This is a genomic window from Ferrimonas balearica, assembly GCF_019802055.1.
GTDB classification, from domain to species: domain Bacteria; phylum Pseudomonadota; class Gammaproteobacteria; order Enterobacterales; family Shewanellaceae; genus Ferrimonas; species Ferrimonas balearica_A.
This window is the reverse complement of sequence record NZ_JAHVHW010000004.1, coordinates 37,994-58,815: the sequence shown is the minus strand read 5'-3', so window position 1 is coordinate 58,815 and position 20,822 is coordinate 37,994. Positions and strand designations below refer to the sequence as shown.

The following is a 20,822-nucleotide window of genomic DNA, read 5'->3' as shown; positions in this document are numbered from 1 at the left end:
GCGCGATAAGATAGGCCTAATGTTTCAACACAGTATTCATCCATGAAACTATTTTTGATGCGTCATGGCGAGGCCAGCTTCGATGCCGTCACAGACCGGCAGCGACCGCTGACCCCCCTTGGCGTTACCCAGACCCAGCAGATGGCGACCCACCTGGCTCGCCAACTGTCGCAGTTGGATCTGGTGTTTGTTAGCCCCTACCTGCGGGCTCAGCAAAGCTGGCAGGCTTGTGAAGCGCTGCTCCCCAAACCGGAACGAGTGCATCATCTTGATGAGTTGGTGCCGGACGCCAGTCCAGCACTGGCGCACGATCTGCTGTTGGCCCACATGACCCTGGTGAAGGCGAAAACCGGACTGGTGATCGCTCATATGCCTTTGCTGGGTTACCTGGTCAGTGAATTCGTCCCGGGGCAAACGCCTCCGCTTTTTGCCACTTCGGCGCTGGCTCAGGTCGCGCTGGAACCGGCGCCTCAGTTGATCAGCCTGCAGGGACCACAGGACTTAGCCCTCGTCGGCTAATCCGATATCCACCAAAACCAGCAGTGCCCCATCGCCGCCCCACTCCAGTGGGGCCTGGTGAAAGGCCATCACGTCCGGATGCTGAGTCAGCCAGGCGGGCACCTGTCGTTTCAGTACGCCACTGCCGAGGCCATGCATGATACTGGCGCAGGCGACATGCTGCTTTTTGCAGGCGTTGATCAAAGCGATGATCTCATGCCGGGCCTCCGCCTGGGTGTAGCCATGCAGGTCCAGCAGGAGATCGGGCACGTAATCGCCACGACGCAGCCGTTTTACCTCGTAGCTGGAAACGCCCTCCCGGACGTAGCGCATCGGCCCTTCGGTGGGCAGGGCGGGCTGGTAGGTGTCGGAGAAGTAGTGATCGGCTTCCCGGCGTTGCTGTGTTTGCTGCGCCGCCTGGCGTGGTGCCTGGGCACGACGATGCACCACCGTGTCGTGGTTGATGGGGCGTATGCCATCGAGGGAGTCGCGGAACAGCGCCTGCTCTTCCGGATCCAGAGTATTCTTTTTCTTCATAACGCCATTTTATGCCAAGGCCACTGAAGATAGGAACCGGCTGCGCCATTGGTTACAATGGCCGCCATTCGTCAGTCTAAGGACCTCCCCTGTGGAAAAGATTTTTCTCGATGAAGCGATCACCGAGCTTCATACCATCGATGACATGCTGCGCTGGTGCGTCAGCCGTTTTAACGCGGCCGGTATCTACTATGGCCACGGCACAGACAATCCCTGGGATGAAGCCGTTGCTCTGGTGATGCACACGCTGCACCTGCCTTTGGAACTGGGCAACCAGGTTCGTGGCGCGCGACTGACCAGCACTGAAAAGCACCGTATTGTGGAACTGGTGATCCGCCGGGTTCGTGAGCGCGTGCCGGTGCCCTACCTGACCAACACCGCTTACTTCGCCGGTCTTGAGTTTTACGTTGATGAGCGCGTTCTGGTGCCGCGCAGCCCCTTTGCCGAGCTGATCGAAAACGAGTTCAAACCCTGGCTCTACAACAAGCCGGTTAACCGCATTCTGGATCTGTGCACCGGCTCCGGCTGCATCGCGATTGCCTGCGCTTACGCCTTCGAAAACGCCGAAGTGGACGCCGTGGACATCAGCAATGATGCGCTGGAAGTTGCGCAGATCAACATCGAGCAGCACAACATGCTGGACCGGGTGTTCCCCATTCCGTCTGACGGCTTCAATGCGCTGGAAGGGCAGAAGTACGACCTGATTGTCTCTAACCCGCCCTATGTGGACGCCGAGGATATGGGGGATCTGCCCGAGGAGTTCCACCACGAGCCGGAACTGGGTCTGGCGTCTGGCCGCGATGGCCTGGACCTGACCAAGCGCATCCTGGCCCGTGCTGCCGACCACCTGACCGACGACGGCATCCTGATTGTCGAAGTGGGTAACTCCATGGTGGCCCTGGCAGAGCAGTATCCGGAAGTGCCTTTCACCTGGCTGGAGTTTGAGCGTGGCGGTGATGGGGTATTCCTGTTGACCCGCGACCAACTGCTCGAAGCGCAGGACCTGTTTGCCATCTATCGCGATTAATCATTAAGGGAGTGCGTCGCCATGGCCGGCAACAGCATTGGACACCTCTTTACCGTCACCACTTTTGGTGAAAGCCATGGCCTCGCTCTCGGGGCCATCGTTGATGGTTGCCCTCCGGGGCTGCCACTCACCGAAGCAGACCTGCAGGGCGACCTGGATCGTCGTCGCCCGGGCAGTTCCCGCTACACCACCGCTCGCCGCGAACCGGACCAGGTGAAGATCCTGTCCGGTGTGTTCGAGGGCAAAACTACGGGCACCCCTATCGGCCTGTTGATTGAGAACACCGACCAGCGCAGCAAGGATTACTCCGACATTGCACCGCTGTTCCGTCCTGGCCACGCCGATTACCCGTACCACCACAAGTACGGCAACCGGGACTACCGTGGCGGCGGGCGAAGCTCCGCTCGCGAAACGGCCATGCGGGTGGCAGCAGGGGCGATCGCCAAGAAGTATCTGAAGGCACAACATGGCATTGAGATTCGGGCTTGCGTCAGCCAGCTCGGACCGGTGATTGCCGAGCAGGTGGACTGGAGCCAGGTGGAGCAGAACCCCTTCTTCTTCCCGGACCCCACCAAGCTAGACGCGCTGGATGAAACCATGCGGGCGCTGAAAAAGGCGGGGGATTCCATCGGTGCCAAGGTGATGGTGGAGGCGACCAATGTGCCGGTGGGGCTGGGCGAACCGGTGTTTGATCGCCTCGATGCGGACCTGGCCCATGCCCTGATGGGCATCAACGCCGTAAAGGCCGTGGCCATCGGTGACGGCTTTGATGTAGTGACGCAGAAAGGCTCCGAACATCGGGACGAGATGTATCCGGATGGATTTGCCAGCAACCACTCTGGTGGTGTGTTGGGTGGGATCAGTTCCGGCCAGCCGCTGAAAGCGGAGATCGCGCTGAAGCCGACCTCCTCCATTATGGTGCCGGGCCAAAGCATTGATGTGGACGGCAACCCGGTGGAGATGGTGACCCGCGGACGCCATGACCCCTGCGTCGGGATCCGGGCCGTGCCCATTGTTGAAGCGATGGTGGCCATTGTGCTGATGGATCATCTGCTGCGCCACCGTGCTCAAAACCTGGACGTGTCCGTCTCTACCCCTGTGTTGTCCATGCGAGACTGATGACTGCATGAGTGCGTTACTGGCAGGCCGTCAACGTAAAGCGTTGGCGGCCTCTTATTTTGCGTTTTTCGCCATTCTTGGACTGATGGTGCCCTACCTCAGTCTCTATCTCGATCACCTCGGCTTTGACTCCGCGCAGATAGGCTGGATGCTGGCCATTCTGTTTGCGACCCGGGTGGTGGCCCCCAACCTCTGGGCAGCCCTGGCCGATCGGCTGGGTAAGCCAGTGACCGTCATTCGCGCCGGTGCCGTACTGGCGGCCTGCACCTACCTTGGCCTGTTTGTTGCCGATGCCTTCCTGGTGCTGGCGGTGGTGTTGGGGATCTACACCTTTTTCTGGAACGCCATCCTGGCACAACTGGAAGTGGTCACCCTCTCAACCCTGGCTGAACGCCCCCAGGACTATGGCGGGTTGCGCAGCTTCGGTAGCGTGGGATACATCGTGCTGGTGGTGGGCGCCGGTTGGTGGTTCGGCCAGCATGGGCCCGCCGATCTGCCAATGATTGGACTGGTGCTGTTCCTGGCGCTGGTTGCGGCCTCCCTATTGCTGACTGAGGTGCCTGCCCGCGTTCGCAACGAAACCGAAGTGGATACGCCGTTCCTGAGCCAGTTGGCGAAGCGTCCGGTGGTGCTGTTCCTGCTCAGTGCACTGTTGTTGCAGACCAGCCACGGTCCCTTTTACACCTTCTACGTGCTCTACCTGAGAGGGTTGGGGCTGGGCGAGGGGCTCGCCGGGGTTTTGGTGGCACTGGGGGTGCTGGCGGAGATCGGCATCTTCCTGCTTGCTCCCCGACTGCTGGGACGCTATCCGGTGCGCGCACTGATGGTGTTCTGCTGCTTGATGAGTGCGGTGCGCTGGTGGCTGACCGGCATCGCTGGCACCAGTTTGGCCGGGCACGCGCTTGCGCAGTTGCTGCACGCCTTCAGCTTTGGTCTGGCGCACGCCTGCGGCATTCAGTTTGTGCATCGTAATTTCAGTGCCGGGCACCAGGGCAAAGCCCAGGCGTTTTATGCCAGCACCAGTTTCGGATTGGGTGGCGCACTGGGCGCCTACATCAGTGGCCAGTTGTGGCACAATGGCGCCGGCGCCAGCCTGACCTGGTCACTGGCGGCCGGAGCGGCCGTGCTGGCGGTGGCAGGTGTGGCCCTGATGGGACGGGAGCAGGATGGTCGACGTCGATAAGTTGATGGCGGTGTTTAACGCCACATTGGGAGTGGAGCATGACACCCGGTTGGTAAGGGGAACCGATGAGCCTCTGTACTTGCCGGCGGATCAGCATTGCCCCTTTCATCGCATCTACTTTGCTCACGGTTTTACCGCCAGTGCCCTGCATGAGCTGGCGCACTGGTGCCAGGCGGGGCCAAAGCGCCGGACTCAGTTGGACTACGGCTACTGGTACCACCCCGACGGGCGCGATGCCAAGCAGCAGGCGGAGTTTGAGCAGGTCGAGGCCAAGCCCCAGGCGTTGGAGTGGATGCTGTGCCGGGCCTGTGGTCAGCCGTTCGACGTCAGCGTAGACAACCTGGCCATCGACGTAGACCGGGCCGCCTTTCGCCGGGCGGTTCTGGCGGAAGTTCAGGGTTACTTTGAGCGGGGCGTTCCGGTTCGAACCCGCGCATTGATGGCGGTGCTGGCTGAGCATTTTGACCAGCCAATGCCGGTCATGGACGATTTTCAGTTAAGGGAAGACGGTCGTGTTTACACTGGGACTGATCATTAACCCCCTGGCGGGACTGGGGGGCAGCGTTGCCCTGAAGGGCAGTGACCAGGTGGCGGAGCAGGCGCTCGCTCTGGGCGCGGAGCCCAAAGCGCATCTTCGCATGGCGGAAGCACTGGCTTACCTGGTGCCACTGAGGACCCAGATCCGGGTGCTGACCGGCGGCGGAGCCATGGGGGAAGCCCTGGCCCGCGAGATGGGCTTTCAGGTGGACGTGCTGCATCAGTGTGGCGATGTGAGCACCGCGGAGGACACGCGGGCCCTCGCCTCGGCGATGATGGTGCATCGGCCCAACCTGATCCTGTTTGCCGGTGGTGATGGGACGGCCCGGGATCTGTGCGCCGTGGTCGGCGAACAGCAACCGGTGCTGGGGGTGCCCGCGGGCGTGAAAATCCACTCCGGCGTATACGGTTTGACCCCCAAAGCCAGTGGCATTGTGGCAGCCCAGATGGTTAAGGGCGAGCTGGTCAGCGTCACGGACGGTGAAGTCCGGGACATTGATGAAGCGGCATTCCGGGCCGGTCAGGTGCGCGCCAGGTACTTTGGCGAAATGACCGTACCTGAAGCCCTTCGCTATGTGCAGGCGGTCAAGATGGGCGGGCGGGAAGACGACGCCCTGGTCACCGATGACATCGCCGCCGAAGTGGCAGAGATGATGGAGCCGGAGTGGCAGTATGTGATGGGCTCCGGCTCAACCGTCGCTGCGGTGATGGCCCACCTGGGGCTTGAGAACACCCTGTTGGGGGTGGATCTGATCCGCGATGGCCAACTGCTGGCGTCCGATCTGACCGCCGCCCAGTTGCTGGAACGGGTGCAGGGGACCCCCACCAAACTGGTGATCACCCTGATTGGCGGCCAGGGCCATCTGTTTGGTCGTGGTAATCAGCAATTAAGCCCGGCGGTGATCCGGGCAATTGGCCGGGACAACATCCTTATCCTGGCCAGCAAAAACAAACTTACGGCGCTGGGTCACCGCCCGATGGTGGCGGACACCGGCGACACTCAATTGGACAGTGAACTGCAAGGTCACTACCGAATCATTACCGGCTATCGGGATGCGGTGCTGTATCCCCTGGCCAACCCGGAGGACGCGTTATGTTAGAGCGGTGGGATGAGATCTGCCATCAGTGGGTGGCAGAGCATCTGGAGAGTGGCAACGACGATGAGGTGTTTGCCAGCGGCTATCTGCAGGGGCATTTCGCCGTGGTGCTGGCCAGTCTGGAGCAGGAGCCTGAGGTCACTCTTGAGTCCCTGAAATCCCGGATGGAAGCGCACCTGGATGAGGCGCGCTCAGAGCTGGAACCCGCCGATATGGCGTTGGTGCAAGGCGCCTGGGCGGAACTGGCCCAGCGCCTTGCCTGATCGCCTTAGCGGGTGACGGGCTGCCCCTTTACCCGCTTGCGGATCCAGAACCGGCCCGGCGTAAGCCGGGCTTGTTGTTCCTGGCTCTGGGGACGCGGTTCGTCCATCAACTGGCTGAGAAGCAACTCAGCACACAGAGCACCGGAGCAGAGCCCCCGGGAACCCAGCCCTGTGATCAGGTGCAGCCCGGGCTGAAGGGGCAGGGGAGTGTCCGGCGTCCATTGCGCCAGCGTATCCCAGTCGGGAACGGGCCCCACCAGCGGCAGATGGTCACGCACCGCAGCCCGAACCGCAGCCCGACCGGAATCATCCAACACCAGCTCCGGCTCCCAGGGTTCCTGGCCAAAGCTGTTCGCCATCCGCTGCACAATCTCCGCTTTATCTGTCTCACGCCACTCACTGCTGGCATCGCCCCGGCCAAAGCTGGCGCCGCAGGTGAGTCGACCATCCTGTTCCGGCACCAGATAGCCATCGGCACAGAGCACGGTTTTGAGCCCGGCGGTGGTGGGTCCGGCCTCGGGATAGCTGATCTGTCCACGTACCGGATTGAGCGGCAAGGGTGCGGTCACCTCAAACTGATTGCTCTGGTGTCCCAGCGCCAGCACCACCTGATCACTCAGCACCTTATGACCACCGTCAAACTCAAGCTGCCACTGGCCGCCTTGAGGCGTGAGGGTTTGCAGTTGATGGCGATAGTGGCAGGTCAACAGCCCGCTTTTTTCCGCTTCGGCTAACAGTGCGTCGGTCAGTTGAGCCGGACAGAGCCAGCCTCCAAGCGGGTAATAGAGTCCGCCGCGGGACAGCGGTACTCCGGCGATCCGGCTGGCGCTCTCGGCATCGACGCCATGGGCCAGCTCGGTGGGAAACGACTGCTGAGCCAGCGCGTCCAGCCGGTTTTGTGATTTTTCATCCACCCCAAGCTGCAGTACGCCGCTTAAGTCATGGGCAATGGGGTGTTCCCGCGCCACCATCTGCAGCAACAGCTGACGGGCCAGCGGGAACGCCTGCTGGTAGAAGCGGGATAAGCCATCGTCCGCTTGGTTGAGCAGTGGGTAGATGGCGCCCTGACGGTTGCCGGATGCCCCCTGGGCTGGCCCTTCATCCTGGCAGTACAGGTCAACACGGACGCCACGACGCACCAGACCCAGAGCGGTGGCGGCACCAGCCAGACCGGCGCCGACCAGGGTGACGGCATCCGGTTCTGCCGCTTCACTCAGCGCGGCGTAGTGCTGCTCGGCGATCCGGCCCCGGGCCATCTCTCGCTTGCGGCCGAATCCGGGTACTTTCTCCACCTCAAACCCCGCATCCTGCAGCCCGCGGCGAACAATACCGGCGGCGGTAAAGGTGGCAAAGGTGGCCTCCGGACGGGAGAGGCGGGCCATCTCGTTAAACAGCACCGGCTGCCACATGTCGGGGTTTTTGCTGGGGGCAAAACCATCCAGGAACCAGGCATCCACCACACCTCGATCGCCCGCATCGAGCCCCGGCAACTGCTCCAGCACATCGCCAAACCAGAGGTCCACCACCACCTCACCACCCTGAAGCAGCAGTCGATGGCATCCCTCTGTGGCAGGCGGATAGTGTGACCGAAGCTCTGCGGCCAACGCCTCGAACTGGGGCCACTGTCGGTGGGCCCGGCTCAGGTCGGTGACGTTCAACGGATACTTTTCGAAGCTGACAAAGTGCAGCCTTCGACACCGTGCGTCAGGGTTGGTCTGGCGGAAGGCATTGAATCGTTGCCACAACACCAGTAGGTTGAGTCCCGTACCAAATCCAGTTTCGGCCACTGAAAAGTGACGGCGTGGGTGGTCGGCCCAACGGGATGGCAGTTGGTTGTGTTGCAGAAAGACGTAATCGGTCTCAGCTGCGCCATCGTGTTTGGAAAAGTAGACATCATCGAATTGGGTCGACACCGGCGCAGCCGGATCTGACCAGTCGATGCTGGCCGATTCCAGGGTGTTGGAGGAGGGGGAAACGCTCACGATGATCCTTTTGGGGGGAAAGACTGAGCGCCATTTTAGCCTTCTTTAGGGAAAGCCGACCAGTTGTGACCAGGCTTCGCGCTACCATAGCGCAGCTTGCGACAGATCTAACGTAATAGGATGGAAGCATGAAAAGAGCGGTAATTACCGGGATCGGCGTGATCTCCAGTATCGGTAACAACGCCGAAGAGGTGACAGCTGCCCTCAAGGCCGGGAAGAGCGGTCTGAGCTACTCCGAACAGTTTGAAGAGATGGGGCTGCGTAGCCGCGTCTGGGGTGATCTGAAGATCAACCCCGCTGAACACATTGACCGTAAGGTGCTCCGCTTTATGGGCGATGCCGCCGCATACGCCTACCTTTCAATGGAACAGGCGATCGCGGATTCGGGTCTCTCCGATGATCAGGTTAGCAATGAGCGAACCGGCATCATCGTGGGTACCGGTGGCGCCTCCTCCCTGAACCAGGTGGAAGCGGCGGACACTCTGCGTTCCAAAGGCGTGCGCCGCATTGGCCCCTATCTGGTGCCGCGGATCATGTCCTCCACTGCATCAGCGTGTCTGGCCACTCCGTTCAAGATTAAAGGGGTGAACTACTCCATCAGCTCAGCCTGTGCCACCAGTGCGCACTGCATCGGTAACGCGGTTGAGCAGATCCAGCTGGGCAAACAGGACGTGGTATTTGCCGGTGGTTCTGAAGAGCTGCACTGGACCCTGGCTATGGGCTTCGACGGCATGGGCGCCCTGTCCACCAAGTACAATGATGACCCGACCAAGGCATCCCGCACTTACGACGTGGATCGCGATGGTTTCGTGATCTCCGGTGGTGGCGGCATCGTTGTGGTTGAGGAGCTGGAGCACGCTCTGGCCCGTGGCGCCAAGATCTACGCGGAGATCGTCGGTTACGGCGCCAACTCCGACGGTTACGACATGGTGGCTCCCTCCGGTGAAGGTGCGGTGCGCTGCATGAAGCAGGCTCTGGCTGAAGCTGAGGCGGTGGGTGCTGACCCGGTGCAGTACCTCAACACTCACGGCACCTCCACGCCGGTGGGCGACACCCGCGAACTGGGTGCGATCCGTGAAACCTTCGGCGACAACGCTCCGCTGATCAGCGCCACCAAAGCGATGACCGGTCACGCTCTGGGTGCTGCCGGTGTGCACGAGGCGATCTACAGCCTGCTGATGCTTGAGCATGGCTTTGTGGCGCCCTCCATCAACATCGACAACCTGGATCCGGACGCCGAGGGCATGCCCATCGTGACCGAGTGTCAGGAAAAAGCACTGACGACTGTGATGAGCAACAGCTTCGGTTTCGGTGGCACCAACGCCACTCTGATCTTCCGTAAGTTGCCGTAACCTGTTCCAGGCCTGACGGTTTTGCCGTCAGGCCTGTACTCCCGCCATCTCGCGCCAGCCTGGCGCTTCGGTTACACTGTCTGCCCGGAACTTTCACTATCCCTTCCTGACATGCTCCTGGCTGATGAAAACATGGCGTGCCTGGATCCGCTTTTTGCGGACCTGACGCCGATCTGCACGCGCCCGGGCCGGGCCATCTCCGCTGACCAAATTGACCCCACGCTGCTGGCGCAGGTGCACACCCTTTTGGTGCGCTCAGTGACATCGGTCAACGCAGCACTGATCGACGCGATGCCGTCTTTGCGCTTTGTGGGTACGGCAACCATCGGTACCGACCACCTGGATATTCCGGCGTTGGAAGCCCGTGGGATCCACTGGGCCAGTGCCCCCGGCTGCAATGCTGAAGCGGTCGGTGAGTACCTGCTCACTGCGCTGCTGGAGTTGGCAGAGCGCACCGGGTTGCCACTGTCCGGACGCACCATTGGCTTGATCGGGGTGGGCAATACCGGTGGGGCGGTCTACCGGCGCCTGCACGCCCTGGGCCTGAAGGTGCTGCGCTGTGATCCCCCCAAGGCCGCCGCCGGCGAACCGGGCGAGTGGTTGTCGCTGGACGGCCTGATCGCCCAGTGTGATGTGATCAGCTGCCATGTCCCCAATCAGCCCGATACCTTCCACCTTTTGGATGAGGCACGGTTGAGCGCGCTCAAACCCGGATGCTGGCTGATCAACGCCAGCCGGGGTGAGGTGATCGACAGCCGGGCGCTTATCGCCGTGAAAGATCGGCGCCCGGACCTGCGACTGGTGATGGATGTCTGGGAGGGGGAGCCGGAACCGATGCCGGAACTGGTGGTCCGTTGCGATCTGGCCACCGCGCACATCGCCGGCTATTCGGTTGAGGGAAAGATCCGCGGCACCCAGATGCTGCATCAGGCCCTGGCTGCCAGCCCGGTAGCGCCGGAGGGGATCGCCACCACGCCCGAGCTGTCGGAACTGCTGACCATTCCGGGCTTGGGCGAGGTCACCCTGGATGGACCTCTGGATGAACAGCGGCTGCTGAGTCTCTGTCGGCGGGTCTATGATCTGGCGGAAGAGGATGCCCGCTTCCGGGAAGCGATAGGGGTTCCCGGTGGATTTGATGCCCGGCGAAAGGCCAACCTGGCTCGTCGGGAGTTTTCCGCACTGACGGTGCGGAGTCGGAATAGTGGGGAGGTCGCGATACTGGCTTCCCTTGGATTTGATACAGAAGAGTAAGCGCAGATGGCATATAACATTGCGGTACTGGGCGCCACGGGCGCCGTGGGCCAAACCATGATCGAAATCCTCGAGGAGCGTGAGTTCCCGGTGGCCAACCTCTACCCCCTGGCCAGCGCCAACAGCGCGGGCAAAACCGTCAGCTTCCGCGGGGATACACTGGATGTGCTGGACGTGGAGTCTTTTGACTGGAGCCAGGTGGAGATCGCGCTGTTCAGTGCCGGTGGTGATGTGTCTGCCCATTGGGCCCCCATCGCGGCCGATGCCGGTTGCGTGGTGATCGACAACACCAGCCACTTCCGCTACGACCCGGAGATCCCGCTGGTGGTGCCGGAAGTGAACCCTCACGCCCTGGAAGAGTTCCGCAACCGCAACATCATCGCCAATCCGAACTGCTCCACCATCCAGATGGTGGTGGCGTTGAAACCGCTGCACGACGCCTACGGTATCGACCGCATCAACGTGGCGACCTACCAGTCGGTTTCCGGTGCCGGCCGCAAGGCGATCGAGGAACTGGCCCGTCAATGTGGCCAGCTGCTGAACGCGCAACCGGCCACCCATGATGTGTTTGACCAGCAGATCGCGTTCAACGTACTGCCTCAGATCGACCGTTTTATGGATAACGGCTACACCAAAGAAGAGATGAAGATGGTGTGGGAGACTCAAAAAATCTTTGGGGATGCCGATATCCGGGTAAACGCCACTGCAGTGCGTGTGCCGGTGTTCTATGGCCACGCCGAAGCGATTCACCTTGAGACCCGACTGCCCACCTCCGTTGAGGAAGCCAAAGCGCTGCTGGACCAGGCGCCGGGTGTCACCCTGATGGCTGATGACGAGGATTATCCGACCCCGTTTACCAACGCCGCAGGGCAGGATGAGGTGTTTGTCGGACGGGTACGTCAGGACATCTCTCACCCTCAGGGCCTGAACCTGTGGGTGGTGGCGGACAACGTGCGCAAGGGCGCGGCACTGAACTCTGTACAGATTGCTGAGCTTTTGGTGCGTGACTACCTGTAATATCCTTTAAACTGAGTACTTTATCTGAGCCCCGCTTAGGTCGTAGTATCAAGGTAACCCCGCTCAGCGAAATTTTGGAAACGGATTGAACGCATGAAAACATGGATCCATGGCCTTGGCCTGGCGACGCTGACCAGCATCGTGCTGGTCAGTGGTGGGCTCTCAGCCCAGCCTCTTAAGATCACCGGGCCAAATGGTCAGGTTCGGCTGGAAGCCGACACGCCGATCCAGGAGTACGGCCCCACCAAGCGCACAGATACGCTCTGGCGCATTGCCAACGAGGTTCGTCCCGATGAGGGAATCACCATCTATCAGGTGATGCTTTCCATCTATCAGGCCAACCCTCATGCGTTCAACTCCAGCAACTTCAACAGCCTGGAGCGGGGCAAGATGCTCCGGATCCCCACCCGCGAAGTGATGGCCTCGCTGCCAGCGTCCGAAGCCCGGGCAAAGGCTCGCCAGGACGACAAGCAGTGGCAGCCTGGCACGACTGCGCCCAAGGCGGAAACTGCCAAGCCGAGTCAACCGGCTGCGCCCGCCGTATCACAGGCGGAACTGGATAAGCTGAAGGCGGAAAATACCCGTCTGACCGCCCAGTTGGCGGAGCAGAGCGGGGAGGGGGAGCAGATCCAACTCCTGCGCAGCGAACTGGCCACTTCGGTTGAAGAACTGGCCACCATGCTGGAGCAGAACGAGCAACTTAAGCGTCGCCTGGATGCGCTCAATGATGAGATCGCCCTGCTGCAAACGGCACTGGATGAACAGCAGACGCTGAACCAGCAGCTGGAGCAGCAGATGTCCGATGGCCCTGAGATGGCGCCGGAAGCGGTGCAGTCCGGCCCGGTGGTGGCGGAGCCGGAACCGGAGCAAACGGTCACTCCCCCGAGTTTCTGGCAAGGGCTGGCCAGCAACCCCTGGTTACTGACTCTGGCCGCCGTGGTACCGGCTCTGGCGCTGCTGTTGGCGCTGTTTGCCTGGCTGCGTCGTCGTAATGAAACCCAAGGGGATGAACTGGTGTCAGGGCAGGACGATGCCGTCTTTGCTGATGAGGTGGTTCAGGACGAAGAGCATAACGATGGCACCCTGGAGCCGCCTCAGTTTGAGGAGGTGAGCACCGCCGCCGTTCAACTCGATCCGGAGATGGAAGAGGAGGGTCAGTCCCTCAGTGACCTGCTGCGTGAGCAGGAATCCGCTCGCGAGGAGGTTGATCTCGACAGCCACCTGATGATGGATGACGACCTGGACGCCTTGCTGGCTGAGGTGGATAAGCCGGCGCAAACCGCTGCAGAACCTGAAGCCACTTCTGAATCTCCCGAAGCGGCGCAACCGGAGCCGACTCCTGAGACCCGGGACAGCCGTGATCTGGACTTCGATATCGACTTTGAGGATCTCGAACCCACACCGTCGGTGGAAGCGGCCACTCCGGCACCGGTCGCGAAAGCCGAGCCCGCGCCGGTTCAGCCGACCGCAGAAGAGGAACCCTTTATCGACATCGACAAACTGCTCGAAGAGAGCGAAGGAGAGGTCGAAGTCGAGTACCCGGGCGTCCGCTTTGAGATGGAAGGGGAGCCGTTGGGGAGCGAGTTGGTTGAGGATGAGAGCGCCATCAACGCCAAACTGGACCTGGCGCGTGCTTACATCGAGATCGATGACCACGACAGTGCGAAGGCCTTGCTCAAAGAGGTGGCCTTCGACGGTAACGAGCAACAGAAGGCGGAAGCCAACAGCTTGTTGGAACAGCTCTGAAAAAGGAAAACGGTGGCGATGGCCACCGTTTTTTTTCACCGCTATAATGCGCCCCCTACAGCATCACAGGGGGCAATATGCGGATTGCACTAGGCATTGAGTACGACGGTCACAGTTATTACGGCTGGCAGCGTCAGCGGGAAGTGGTCGGGGTACAGGAGCGCCTTGAGGCTGCCATCGCCAAGGTGGCCAACCATCCGGTGGAAGTGGCTTGTGCCGGTCGCACCGACGCTGGTGTTCACGCAACCGGTCAGGTGGTGCACTTTGACGCCCAGTTTGACCGCCGGCCTGCTGCCTGGACCCTGGGGCTGAACGCCAACCTGCCGGACGGCATCGCCGTACGCTGGGCCCAGGAGGTGAGCGATGAGTTCCATGCCCGCTTCTCCGCCACCGCACGACGTTATCGCTACATCATCTACAACAATCGTCTGCGTCCCGGCATTCTTCGTCACGGTGTCAGCCACTATCATCACCCTCTGGATGAGCGCCTGATGCATGAGGCCGGCCAGTTGTTGCTGGGTGAAAATGATTTCAGCGCGTTCCGCGCGATTCAGTGTCAGTCCCGGACGCCCTGGCGTAACATCCATCACCTGCGCGTGACCCGTCAGGGCAAGTACGTGATCATCGACATCAAAGCCAACGCCTTTGTCCACCATATGGTGCGCAACATTGCCGGTTCATTGATGGAAGTGGGGATGGGCAATCGACCGGTTGAGTGGATCGCAGAGTTGCTGGCGGGTAAGGATCGTAACCTTGCAGCCGCCACTGGCAAAGCCGAGGGGTTGTACCTGGTGGAAGTGGACTATCCCGAACAGTTCGGTCTGCCAAAAGCGGAACCGGGCCCACTGTTTCTGCCCGACCCGCTCTAACAACACAAAAACCATACGTAGTTTGAGTTTTCGCCGGTGTTCGCCGCTCTATTGAGGGGGTTCACCGGGTATGACCAGTTTTCGTTAGCCCCCTAAACCCCCTTGTGGTTTAATGTTTGCCATTCCAATTCCGGCATATTGGCTGCCTGTTACGGTCTTTCGCTCTGAAGCCCAGGCGTTCCCCCCAATATCTCTGCCGGTTCGAAACAGATAGGCCCCAGATGGCCCAAATGGATACAGGACTGTAAATGAGCTGGTTAAAGAAGATCCTGCCGAAGAGTAAAGCGGTTTCCGACCGTCGCCGTAGCGTCCCGGAAGGGGTGTGGAGCAAGTGCGGTAAGTGTGACCAGATCCTCTATCGGGCAGAGCTTGAGCGTAACCTGGAAGTGTGTCCCAAGTGCGACCACCATATGCGCATCAGCGCCCGTGAGCGCCTGCTCCGCTTCCTGGACGCGGACAGCACTCGTGAGCTGGGTGCCGAGCTCGAGCCTCAGGACATTCTGAAGTTCCGTGACAGCAAAAAGTACAAAGACCGCATCAGTCAGGCTGAGAAGGTCAGCGGTGAGAAAGACGCCCTGATCGCGATGGAGGGCTCCCTGCACGGCATGCCGGTGGTGGCTTGCTCCTTCGAGTTCTCCTACATGGGCGGCTCTATGGCGTCCGTAGTGGGTGCCCGCTTTGTGCGTGCGGTTGAGGTGTGCCTCGAGAAAAACCTGCCGCTGGTCTGCTTCTCCGCTTCAGGTGGCGCCCGCATGCAGGAGGCTTTGTTCTCCCTGATGCAGATGGCCAAAACCTCTGCGGCGCTGGCGCGCATGAGTGAGCGTGGCCTGCCCTTCATCTCTGTGCTGACCGACCCCACCATGGGTGGCGTGTCTGCCAGTCTGGCGATGCTGGGCGACGTCAACATCGGTGAGCCCAACGCATTGATCGGCTTCGCCGGTCCCCGCGTGATTGAACAGACCGTGCGTGAAAAGCTGCCGGAAGGGTTCCAGCGCAGTGAATTCCTGCTGGAGAAGGGCGCTATCGACATGATCGTCGATCGCCGCGAAATGCGTGACACCATCGCTCGTCTGTTGGCGAAGTTTACCCATCAAGACTCTGTCGTCGTTGTCGACGCCACCGCATGACCGAACGTCCCTTTACAAGCCACTCCCTTGCGGAGTGGCTTGATCATATCCTCGCACTGCACCCCACTGAAATCGATTTAGGCCTGACCCGGGTCCGCGCTGTTGCTCAACGGCTGCATCTGGACACGCTGCCCCACAGCACCGTGATCACCGTTGCCGGTACCAACGGCAAGGGCACCACCTGCGCGCTGCTGGAACAGGTTCTGATGGCCGCGGGTCGCTCCGTTGGGGTATTCAGTTCGCCCCACATCGAGCGCTACACGGAGCGGGTACGTATCAACGGTGCCGAGCGCCCCGAATCGGAGCACGTCGACGCATTCCAGGCCATTGCGGCAGCCCAGGGCGACACCTCACTCACCTTCTTCGAGTACTCCACGCTGGGTGCACTTCACCTGTTTGCCCGCCATAAGCCGGATGTGGTGTTGCTGGAAGTCGGACTGGGCGGACGATTGGACGCCACCAACCTGATCGATGCTGACCTTGCCGTTGTCACCTCCATCGACCTGGACCACCAGGAATACCTGGGGGACACCCGGGAAAGCGTGGGTCGGGAGAAGTCCGGGATTTTCCGTCGCGGTCATCCCGCCATTTGTGGTGAGCCAAATCCGCCGGTAACGGTTGAGGAGGAGGCGAACCGTATCGGTGCGGTTCTGCAGCAGCGTGGCCATCACTTTGATGGCCGGTTTACGACGACAGAGTGGGGCTTCCGGGGCGCCCTGTGGCAGCTCGAAGGCCTGCCTTTGCCCCATATCCCTCAGGATAACGCCGTAACGGCTCTGGCGGCTCTTGAGGCGCTTTGGCCAGAGCTGTCGGTACAGGCCATTGAGGCAGGTTTGCGCCAGACCCGGGTGGAAGGGCGATTGGAGCCTCTGTGCGACCAGCCTCGCCTGGTGGTGGATGTGGCCCACAACCCCCATGCGGCGCGCCACCTGGCACAGTGGCTGGCTCAGCAACCTGAGCCTCGGGTCCACGGGGTGTGCGCCATGTTGAAGGACAAGGACATTGAGGCGACCTTGGTCGCCATCAAAGCCAGCATCGATCACTGGTACCTGGCACCTCTGAGCGGTCCGCGCGGCGCAGAGGCAGAGCGCCTCGCACAGTCCCTCCCACAAGGGCTGTGCTACGACAGTGTGGCGGACGCTTTGGAAGCCGCGATCGTCAATGCGGCGCCTGAGGATCTGGTCATCGTCTTTGGCTCCTTTTACACTGTTGCGCAAGCCAAGTCCTATTGGCAGACGAGGAGATAGCATTGGCCAAGCAGCTGCAAAATCGCATTGTGGGTATCGTGGTACTGACCGCGCTTGGAGTTTTGTTCCTTCCTGACTTGCTGAACGGCGAAAAAGCGTCGGTTGAGGAGCACTTCGCCACCATCCCTCTGCGCCCCAGTGTGTCCACGGCTGTGGCACCGGATGAAGCGTTTGAGCCGATCACCCAGGATCAACCCAGTGAGGTGGATGAACTGGTGGAGGATGAGCTTCCTCAGGAAGCGGTTGTGGTTCAGCGTGGCCCGGAGAAAACTCAGGCCGAACCGGCCAAGTCCGTGCCTAAGGCGCAACCCGAGCCTCAGCCCCAGCAGGCAGGATGGGCGATTCGCCTTGGCAGCTTCCGGGATGCGGGGAATGTGGCCCGGTTGGTGAACAACCTGCGGGATAAGGGCTATCGGGCCTATACCATCCCCAATAAGCCGGTGAACGGCGAGCTCACGGTGGTCTACGTCGGCCCCGAGGTTTCCCGTGACAAGCTTAAGACGATCCAGGGTCGATTGGCCAAGGATCTTGGTCTGCAGAGCCAGCTGGTTCAGTATGATCCCCTTCAGATGTAAAGCCCGCAATGCGGGCTTTTTTCTTGCCGTTTTTAAAGGGGCGCGGGCCACTGTGGCGGGAGTAGTGAGAAAGTGCGGTGGTTCTGGTAGGATCGCCGCGCATTACAACATTGGAAGGAATATCCTGTGACCATGGTGTGGTTTGACTACGCGATCCTGGCCGTGATTGGCCTCTCGGTCGTGATCAGCCTTATCCGCGGTTTTGCCCGCGAGGCCATGTCCCTGGTGGTTTGGGTGGCGGCCTTTTTCATAGCCAGTCATTTCTATGAAGATCTGGCCGTTTATCTGACCCAGCTTAGCGACCCCATGATGCGCAAAGGCGCCGCCATTGCCATCCTCTTCGTCTGTACGCTGATACTCGGTGCTCTGGTGAATTACCTGGTGGGCCAGTTGGTGGACAAGACAGGCCTGTCGGGAACAGACCGGGTTCTTGGTGTCTGCTTTGGCGCGATTCGTGGCGTGCTCATCGTCGCCGCAGTCCTGTTTTTTCTTGATTCCTTTACCGGTGCCTCGGACGCCGTGTGGTGGAAGGATTCCGTGCTGATCCCTGAGTTTGGCGTGGTAATCCAATGGTTTTTTGATTATCTGGAGCAATCCTCCAGCTTCCGTACCTAATAACAACAAGCCCTAAAATAGAACATCGACCTTTGTGAGGACTCTCAATAATGTGTGGTATCGTCGGAATCGTCGGTCACTCTCCCGTCAATCAGGTCATCTATGATGCCCTGACTGTGCTGCAGCATCGCGGCCAGGACGCTGCGGGGATTGTGACTGTAGACGGAGACGCTTTCCGCCTTCGTAAGGCCAATGGCCTGGTGAAGGACGTGTTTGAAATCAAGCACATGCATCGTCTCCAAGGCACCAGTGGCATCGGCCACGTGCGTTACCCCACCGCCGGCAGCTCCAGCTCGTCGGAAGCCCAGCCCTTCTACGTTAATTCCCCGTTCGGGATCACCCTCGCGCACAACGGTAACCTCACCAATGCGGATGAGCTGACCGACGCGATGCGCAGCATGCGCCGTCACATCAACACCACCTCGGATTCCGAGTTGATGCTGAATGTGCTGGCTCACGAGCTGCAGATGATCCCGGGCCAGCAACTGACCGCAGACCAGATCTTCTCTGCCGTACGCAATCTGCATCGCCAGGTAAAGGGCGCTTATGCCGCTGTGGCTCTGGTGATTGGCCAGGGCCTGCTGGCGTTCCGGGATCCCAACGGCATCCGCCCGTTGGTTCTGGGTAAGAAAGAGACTGAGCGTGGCGCCGAGTACATGGTGGCCTCTGAGAGCGTGGCGCTGGATGCGGTTGGCTTTACCCGCATGCGGGATGTGGCACCCGGTGAAGCGATCTTTATCGACCACCAAGGCCAGCTGTTTACTCAGCAGTGCGCCGATGCGCCTCAGTACGCCCCCTGCATCTTCGAGTTTGTGTACTTCGCCCGTCCCGACTCCATGCTGGATGGGATCTCCGTCTACGCCAGCCGGGTTAATATGGGCCGCAAACTCGGCGCCAAGATTGCCCGCGAGTGGGAAGACCATGACATCGACGTGGTGATCCCCATCCCGGAGACCTCCTGCGATATCGCGCTGCAGATCGCCAATGAGCTGGAGCTGCCTTACCGCCAGGGCTTCGTAAAGAACCGCTACATCGGTCGAACCTTTATCATGCCGGGCCAGAGCGAGCGTAAGAAGTCGGTTCGCCGCAAGCTCAACCCGATCAGCGATGAGTTCAAAGGCAAGAATGTTCTGCTGGTGGATGACTCCATCGTTCGGGGCACCACCTCTCAGCAGATCATCGATATGGCCCGCGAAAGCGGAGCCAATAAGGTCTACTTCGCTTCTGCGGCGCCGGAGATCCGTTTCCCCAACGTCTACGGTATCGACATGCCCAGCCCCAATGAGCTGATCGGCTATGGTCGTGATGTGGAGGAGATCCGGGAACTGATTGGCGCCGATGGCCTGATCTTCCAGGACCTGGCCGATCTGGAGGCTGCGGTGCGTGAAGGCAACGAGAGCATCCAGCACTTTGAGACCTCCGTATTCAACGGCCACTATGTGACCGGTGACGTGGACCAGTCCTATCTGGATCGCCTCAATGCTGCCCGCAACGACAACGCTAAGATCCAGCGTGACTCGGAGCAGAGCACCAACCTTGAGATCCACAATGTCTGCCATCCCTGATGGTCAGCATGGGAACAAAAAACGCGCCGTTAGGCGCGTTTTTTATTGCGCGTCTTAAACCACCTTCTATGAAAATGATGATCGTTCATTCGGAGTTTTGCCCGTAGAGTCGAGATTGTTAAATAACCTCCGAAACGGATAAGCAGATTAGCCAAAAATCGAATCCATCTTGATGTTGTCCGCAGGTCTTTCACGGCGAAAGCCGTCCACCTTCGCCGACTCGCGGCGCCGAGCGTGAGCGACTGGGAATGATGCCGAGGGCCAGGGAAGGCCCGAGTGGCCAGCCGAGCATGGAAGCGAGTCTGGCCAGAGCTGAAATGGGAAGGAGAGGGAGCGAGGGGCTTTCGTCGCGCCGGAGGCAAAGGAGAGTCCAGAGGGGCGTAAGCCCTTCTGGCGGTCGCCGGGCCGCTCCCGGCAACAGGGGGTAAGGGTGCCTCTAGAGTCACATGCCTGTGGCATCCCCGAATATAAAAAGCCCCCTGATAGGGGGCTAATCAAAGCCACCTGCTACGCAGGTGGATATTTACCGGGGCTTTCGGTCAGCCCATATAGGCGGGTCCGAAGCCGTAGCTCCACAGGATAACGGAGCTGGCCATAATGGCGACCAGCAGCACCAGGCCGCAGGTTACCAGGGAGCTGGCATAGATGAAGCCTCGCTCCTCCGGGATGTTCATCAGAATCGGTACACCGGAATAGAGCAGGTATACCGAGTAACTGACCCCGGCCAGGCCCGCCACCATCAGGAACCACAACTCCGGATAGAGGGCAGCAAAGCCCACCATAAACAGAGGAGTCGCGGTGTAGGCGGCCAGCTCAAGCGCCTGGGAGAAATCCGGCTTGGCGCCGAACGTCTTAGCCATCCAGTTGGCCAGATAAGCCAGAGCAAACACGCCACCGATCAGGGCCACGTACATGGCGGCGGCGATCTTCAGGGCGCTGCCCTGAGTCAGGCGGATGGGATCCCCGGCACCGATACTCCAGCCGATATGTGCGGTAGCAAAATACCCACAAATCGCCGGGATCAGCGCGATGATCATGATGTGGATCAGACTGGCGGAGAAGCCCTCATGGCTCCGCTCAATGGTCTTCCACTCCTGTTTCGGGTGGGCGTACAAACCCCATAAATGATTGAGAATCATAGTTATAGTCCTTCCCTATACGTCACTGTGCGATCTCGTCAGTCACTTCAGACGGTACAACTACTGCTCACTTACT

The 20,822-nt window shown here is 60.4% G+C and carries 20 protein-coding genes; 17 read left to right on the top strand and 3 right to left on the bottom strand.

Going from position 1 to position 20,822, the window contains the following annotated elements; all coding sequences use genetic code 11:
- Positions 1-42: 42 nt before the first annotated feature.
- Positions 43-519: a phosphohistidine phosphatase SixA gene (gene sixA / locus KUV52_RS01245; protein ID WP_222524122.1), complete on the top strand. Its 477-nt coding sequence runs from the start codon at positions 43-45 to the stop codon at positions 517-519.
- On the opposite strand, the gene smrB is transcribed toward sixA, so the two are convergent.
- On the bottom strand, positions 502-1,035 hold the full coding sequence (gene smrB / locus KUV52_RS01240; RefSeq protein ID WP_222524121.1) for an endonuclease SmrB: 534 nt from the start codon (positions 1,033-1,035) through the stop codon (positions 502-504). The genes sixA and smrB overlap by 18 nt on opposite strands.
- 91 nt (positions 1,036-1,126) lie before the next feature.
- Between smrB and prmB the strand changes: the two genes are divergently transcribed.
- The 6 genes from prmB to KUV52_RS01210 are packed head-to-tail and all read left to right on the top strand — an operon-like array spanning position 1,127 to position 6,261.
- Positions 1,127-2,062, top strand: coding sequence for a 50S ribosomal protein L3 N(5)-glutamine methyltransferase (gene prmB / locus KUV52_RS01235; RefSeq protein WP_222524120.1), 936 nt, complete (start codon positions 1,127-1,129; stop codon positions 2,060-2,062).
- 21 nt (positions 2,063-2,083) lie between these two features.
- Positions 2,084-3,181 carry a chorismate synthase gene (gene aroC, locus KUV52_RS01230; RefSeq protein WP_222524119.1) on the top strand — a complete coding sequence of 366 codons (1,098 nt, stop codon included), beginning with the start codon at positions 2,084-2,086 and terminating at the stop codon, positions 3,179-3,181.
- Between the two features lie 7 nt (positions 3,182-3,188).
- The gene (locus KUV52_RS01225) at positions 3,189-4,364 is read left to right on the top strand and encodes an MFS transporter (protein WP_222524118.1); all 1,176 of its coding nucleotides are present in this window, start codon (positions 3,189-3,191) and stop codon (positions 4,362-4,364) included.
- Entirely contained in the window at positions 4,348-4,902 is a 555-nt protein-coding gene (locus KUV52_RS01220; protein WP_222524117.1) for an elongation factor P hydroxylase, read from the top strand. The genes KUV52_RS01225 and KUV52_RS01220 overlap by 17 nt, the downstream gene beginning before the upstream one ends.
- On the top strand, positions 4,877-6,001 hold the full coding sequence (locus KUV52_RS01215; RefSeq protein WP_222524116.1) for an ATP-NAD kinase family protein: 1,125 nt from the start codon (positions 4,877-4,879) through the stop codon (positions 5,999-6,001). The genes KUV52_RS01220 and KUV52_RS01215 overlap by 26 nt, the downstream gene beginning before the upstream one ends.
- Positions 5,995-6,261, top strand: coding sequence for a YfcL family protein (locus KUV52_RS01210; protein WP_222524115.1), 267 nt, complete (start codon positions 5,995-5,997; stop codon positions 6,259-6,261). Before KUV52_RS01215 ends, KUV52_RS01210 begins: the two co-directional genes overlap by 7 nt.
- 5 nt (positions 6,262-6,266) lie before the next feature.
- Here KUV52_RS01210 and mnmC read toward each other — a convergent pair whose 3' ends face one another.
- Positions 6,267-8,243 carry a bifunctional tRNA (5-methylaminomethyl-2-thiouridine)(34)-methyltransferase MnmD/FAD-dependent 5-carboxymethylaminomethyl-2-thiouridine(34) oxidoreductase MnmC gene (mnmC, locus tag KUV52_RS01205; protein WP_222524114.1) on the bottom strand — a complete coding sequence of 659 codons (1,977 nt, stop codon included), beginning with the start codon at positions 8,241-8,243 and terminating at the stop codon, positions 6,267-6,269.
- 128 nt (positions 8,244-8,371) lie between these two features.
- On the opposite strand from mnmC, the gene fabB reads away from it, so the two are divergent.
- The 10 genes from fabB (at position 8,372) to purF (ending at position 19,607) form a co-directional block, all read left to right on the top strand.
- Positions 8,372-9,595, top strand: coding sequence for a beta-ketoacyl-ACP synthase I (gene fabB, locus KUV52_RS01200; RefSeq protein ID WP_222524113.1), 1,224 nt, complete (start codon positions 8,372-8,374; stop codon positions 9,593-9,595).
- Between the two features lie 111 nt (positions 9,596-9,706).
- Complete coding sequence (locus tag KUV52_RS01195; RefSeq protein WP_222524112.1) at positions 9,707-10,846, top strand: 4-phosphoerythronate dehydrogenase; 1,140 nt, start codon at positions 9,707-9,709, stop codon at positions 10,844-10,846.
- Between the two features lie 6 nt (positions 10,847-10,852).
- The gene (locus KUV52_RS01190) at positions 10,853-11,863 is read left to right on the top strand and encodes an aspartate-semialdehyde dehydrogenase (protein WP_222524111.1); all 1,011 of its coding nucleotides are present in this window, start codon (positions 10,853-10,855) and stop codon (positions 11,861-11,863) included.
- A 93-nt stretch (positions 11,864-11,956) separates the two neighbouring features.
- Positions 11,957-13,609 (top strand): FimV/HubP family polar landmark protein, encoded by a 1,653-nt coding sequence (locus KUV52_RS01185; protein WP_222524110.1) that lies wholly within the window; start codon positions 11,957-11,959, stop codon positions 13,607-13,609.
- Between the two features lie 77 nt (positions 13,610-13,686).
- Positions 13,687-14,478 (top strand): tRNA pseudouridine(38-40) synthase TruA, encoded by a 792-nt coding sequence (truA, locus tag KUV52_RS01180; RefSeq protein WP_222524109.1) that lies wholly within the window; start codon positions 13,687-13,689, stop codon positions 14,476-14,478.
- A gap of 248 nt (positions 14,479-14,726) precedes the next feature.
- Entirely contained in the window at positions 14,727-15,605 is an 879-nt protein-coding gene (gene accD / locus KUV52_RS01175) for an acetyl-CoA carboxylase, carboxyltransferase subunit beta (RefSeq protein WP_222524108.1), read from the top strand.
- Positions 15,602-16,852 carry a bifunctional tetrahydrofolate synthase/dihydrofolate synthase gene (gene folC, locus KUV52_RS01170; protein WP_222524107.1) on the top strand — a complete coding sequence of 417 codons (1,251 nt, stop codon included), beginning with the start codon at positions 15,602-15,604 and terminating at the stop codon, positions 16,850-16,852. Before accD ends, folC begins: the two co-directional genes overlap by 4 nt.
- Positions 16,853-16,854: 2 nt before the next feature.
- Positions 16,855-17,427: an SPOR domain-containing protein gene (locus tag KUV52_RS01165; protein ID WP_222524106.1), complete on the top strand. Its 573-nt coding sequence runs from the start codon at positions 16,855-16,857 to the stop codon at positions 17,425-17,427.
- Between the two features lie 132 nt (positions 17,428-17,559).
- Entirely contained in the window at positions 17,560-18,042 is a 483-nt protein-coding gene (locus KUV52_RS01160) for a CvpA family protein (RefSeq protein ID WP_222524748.1), read from the top strand.
- 50 nt (positions 18,043-18,092) lie between these two features.
- On the top strand, positions 18,093-19,607 hold the full coding sequence (gene purF / locus KUV52_RS01155; protein ID WP_222524105.1) for an amidophosphoribosyltransferase: 1,515 nt from the start codon (positions 18,093-18,095) through the stop codon (positions 19,605-19,607).
- Positions 19,608-20,146: 539 nt separating this feature from the next.
- On the opposite strand, the gene KUV52_RS01150 is transcribed toward purF, so the two are convergent.
- Complete coding sequence (locus KUV52_RS01150; protein ID WP_222524104.1) at positions 20,147-20,746, bottom strand: Yip1 family protein; 600 nt, start codon at positions 20,744-20,746, stop codon at positions 20,147-20,149.
- Positions 20,747-20,822 lie beyond the last annotated feature (76 nt).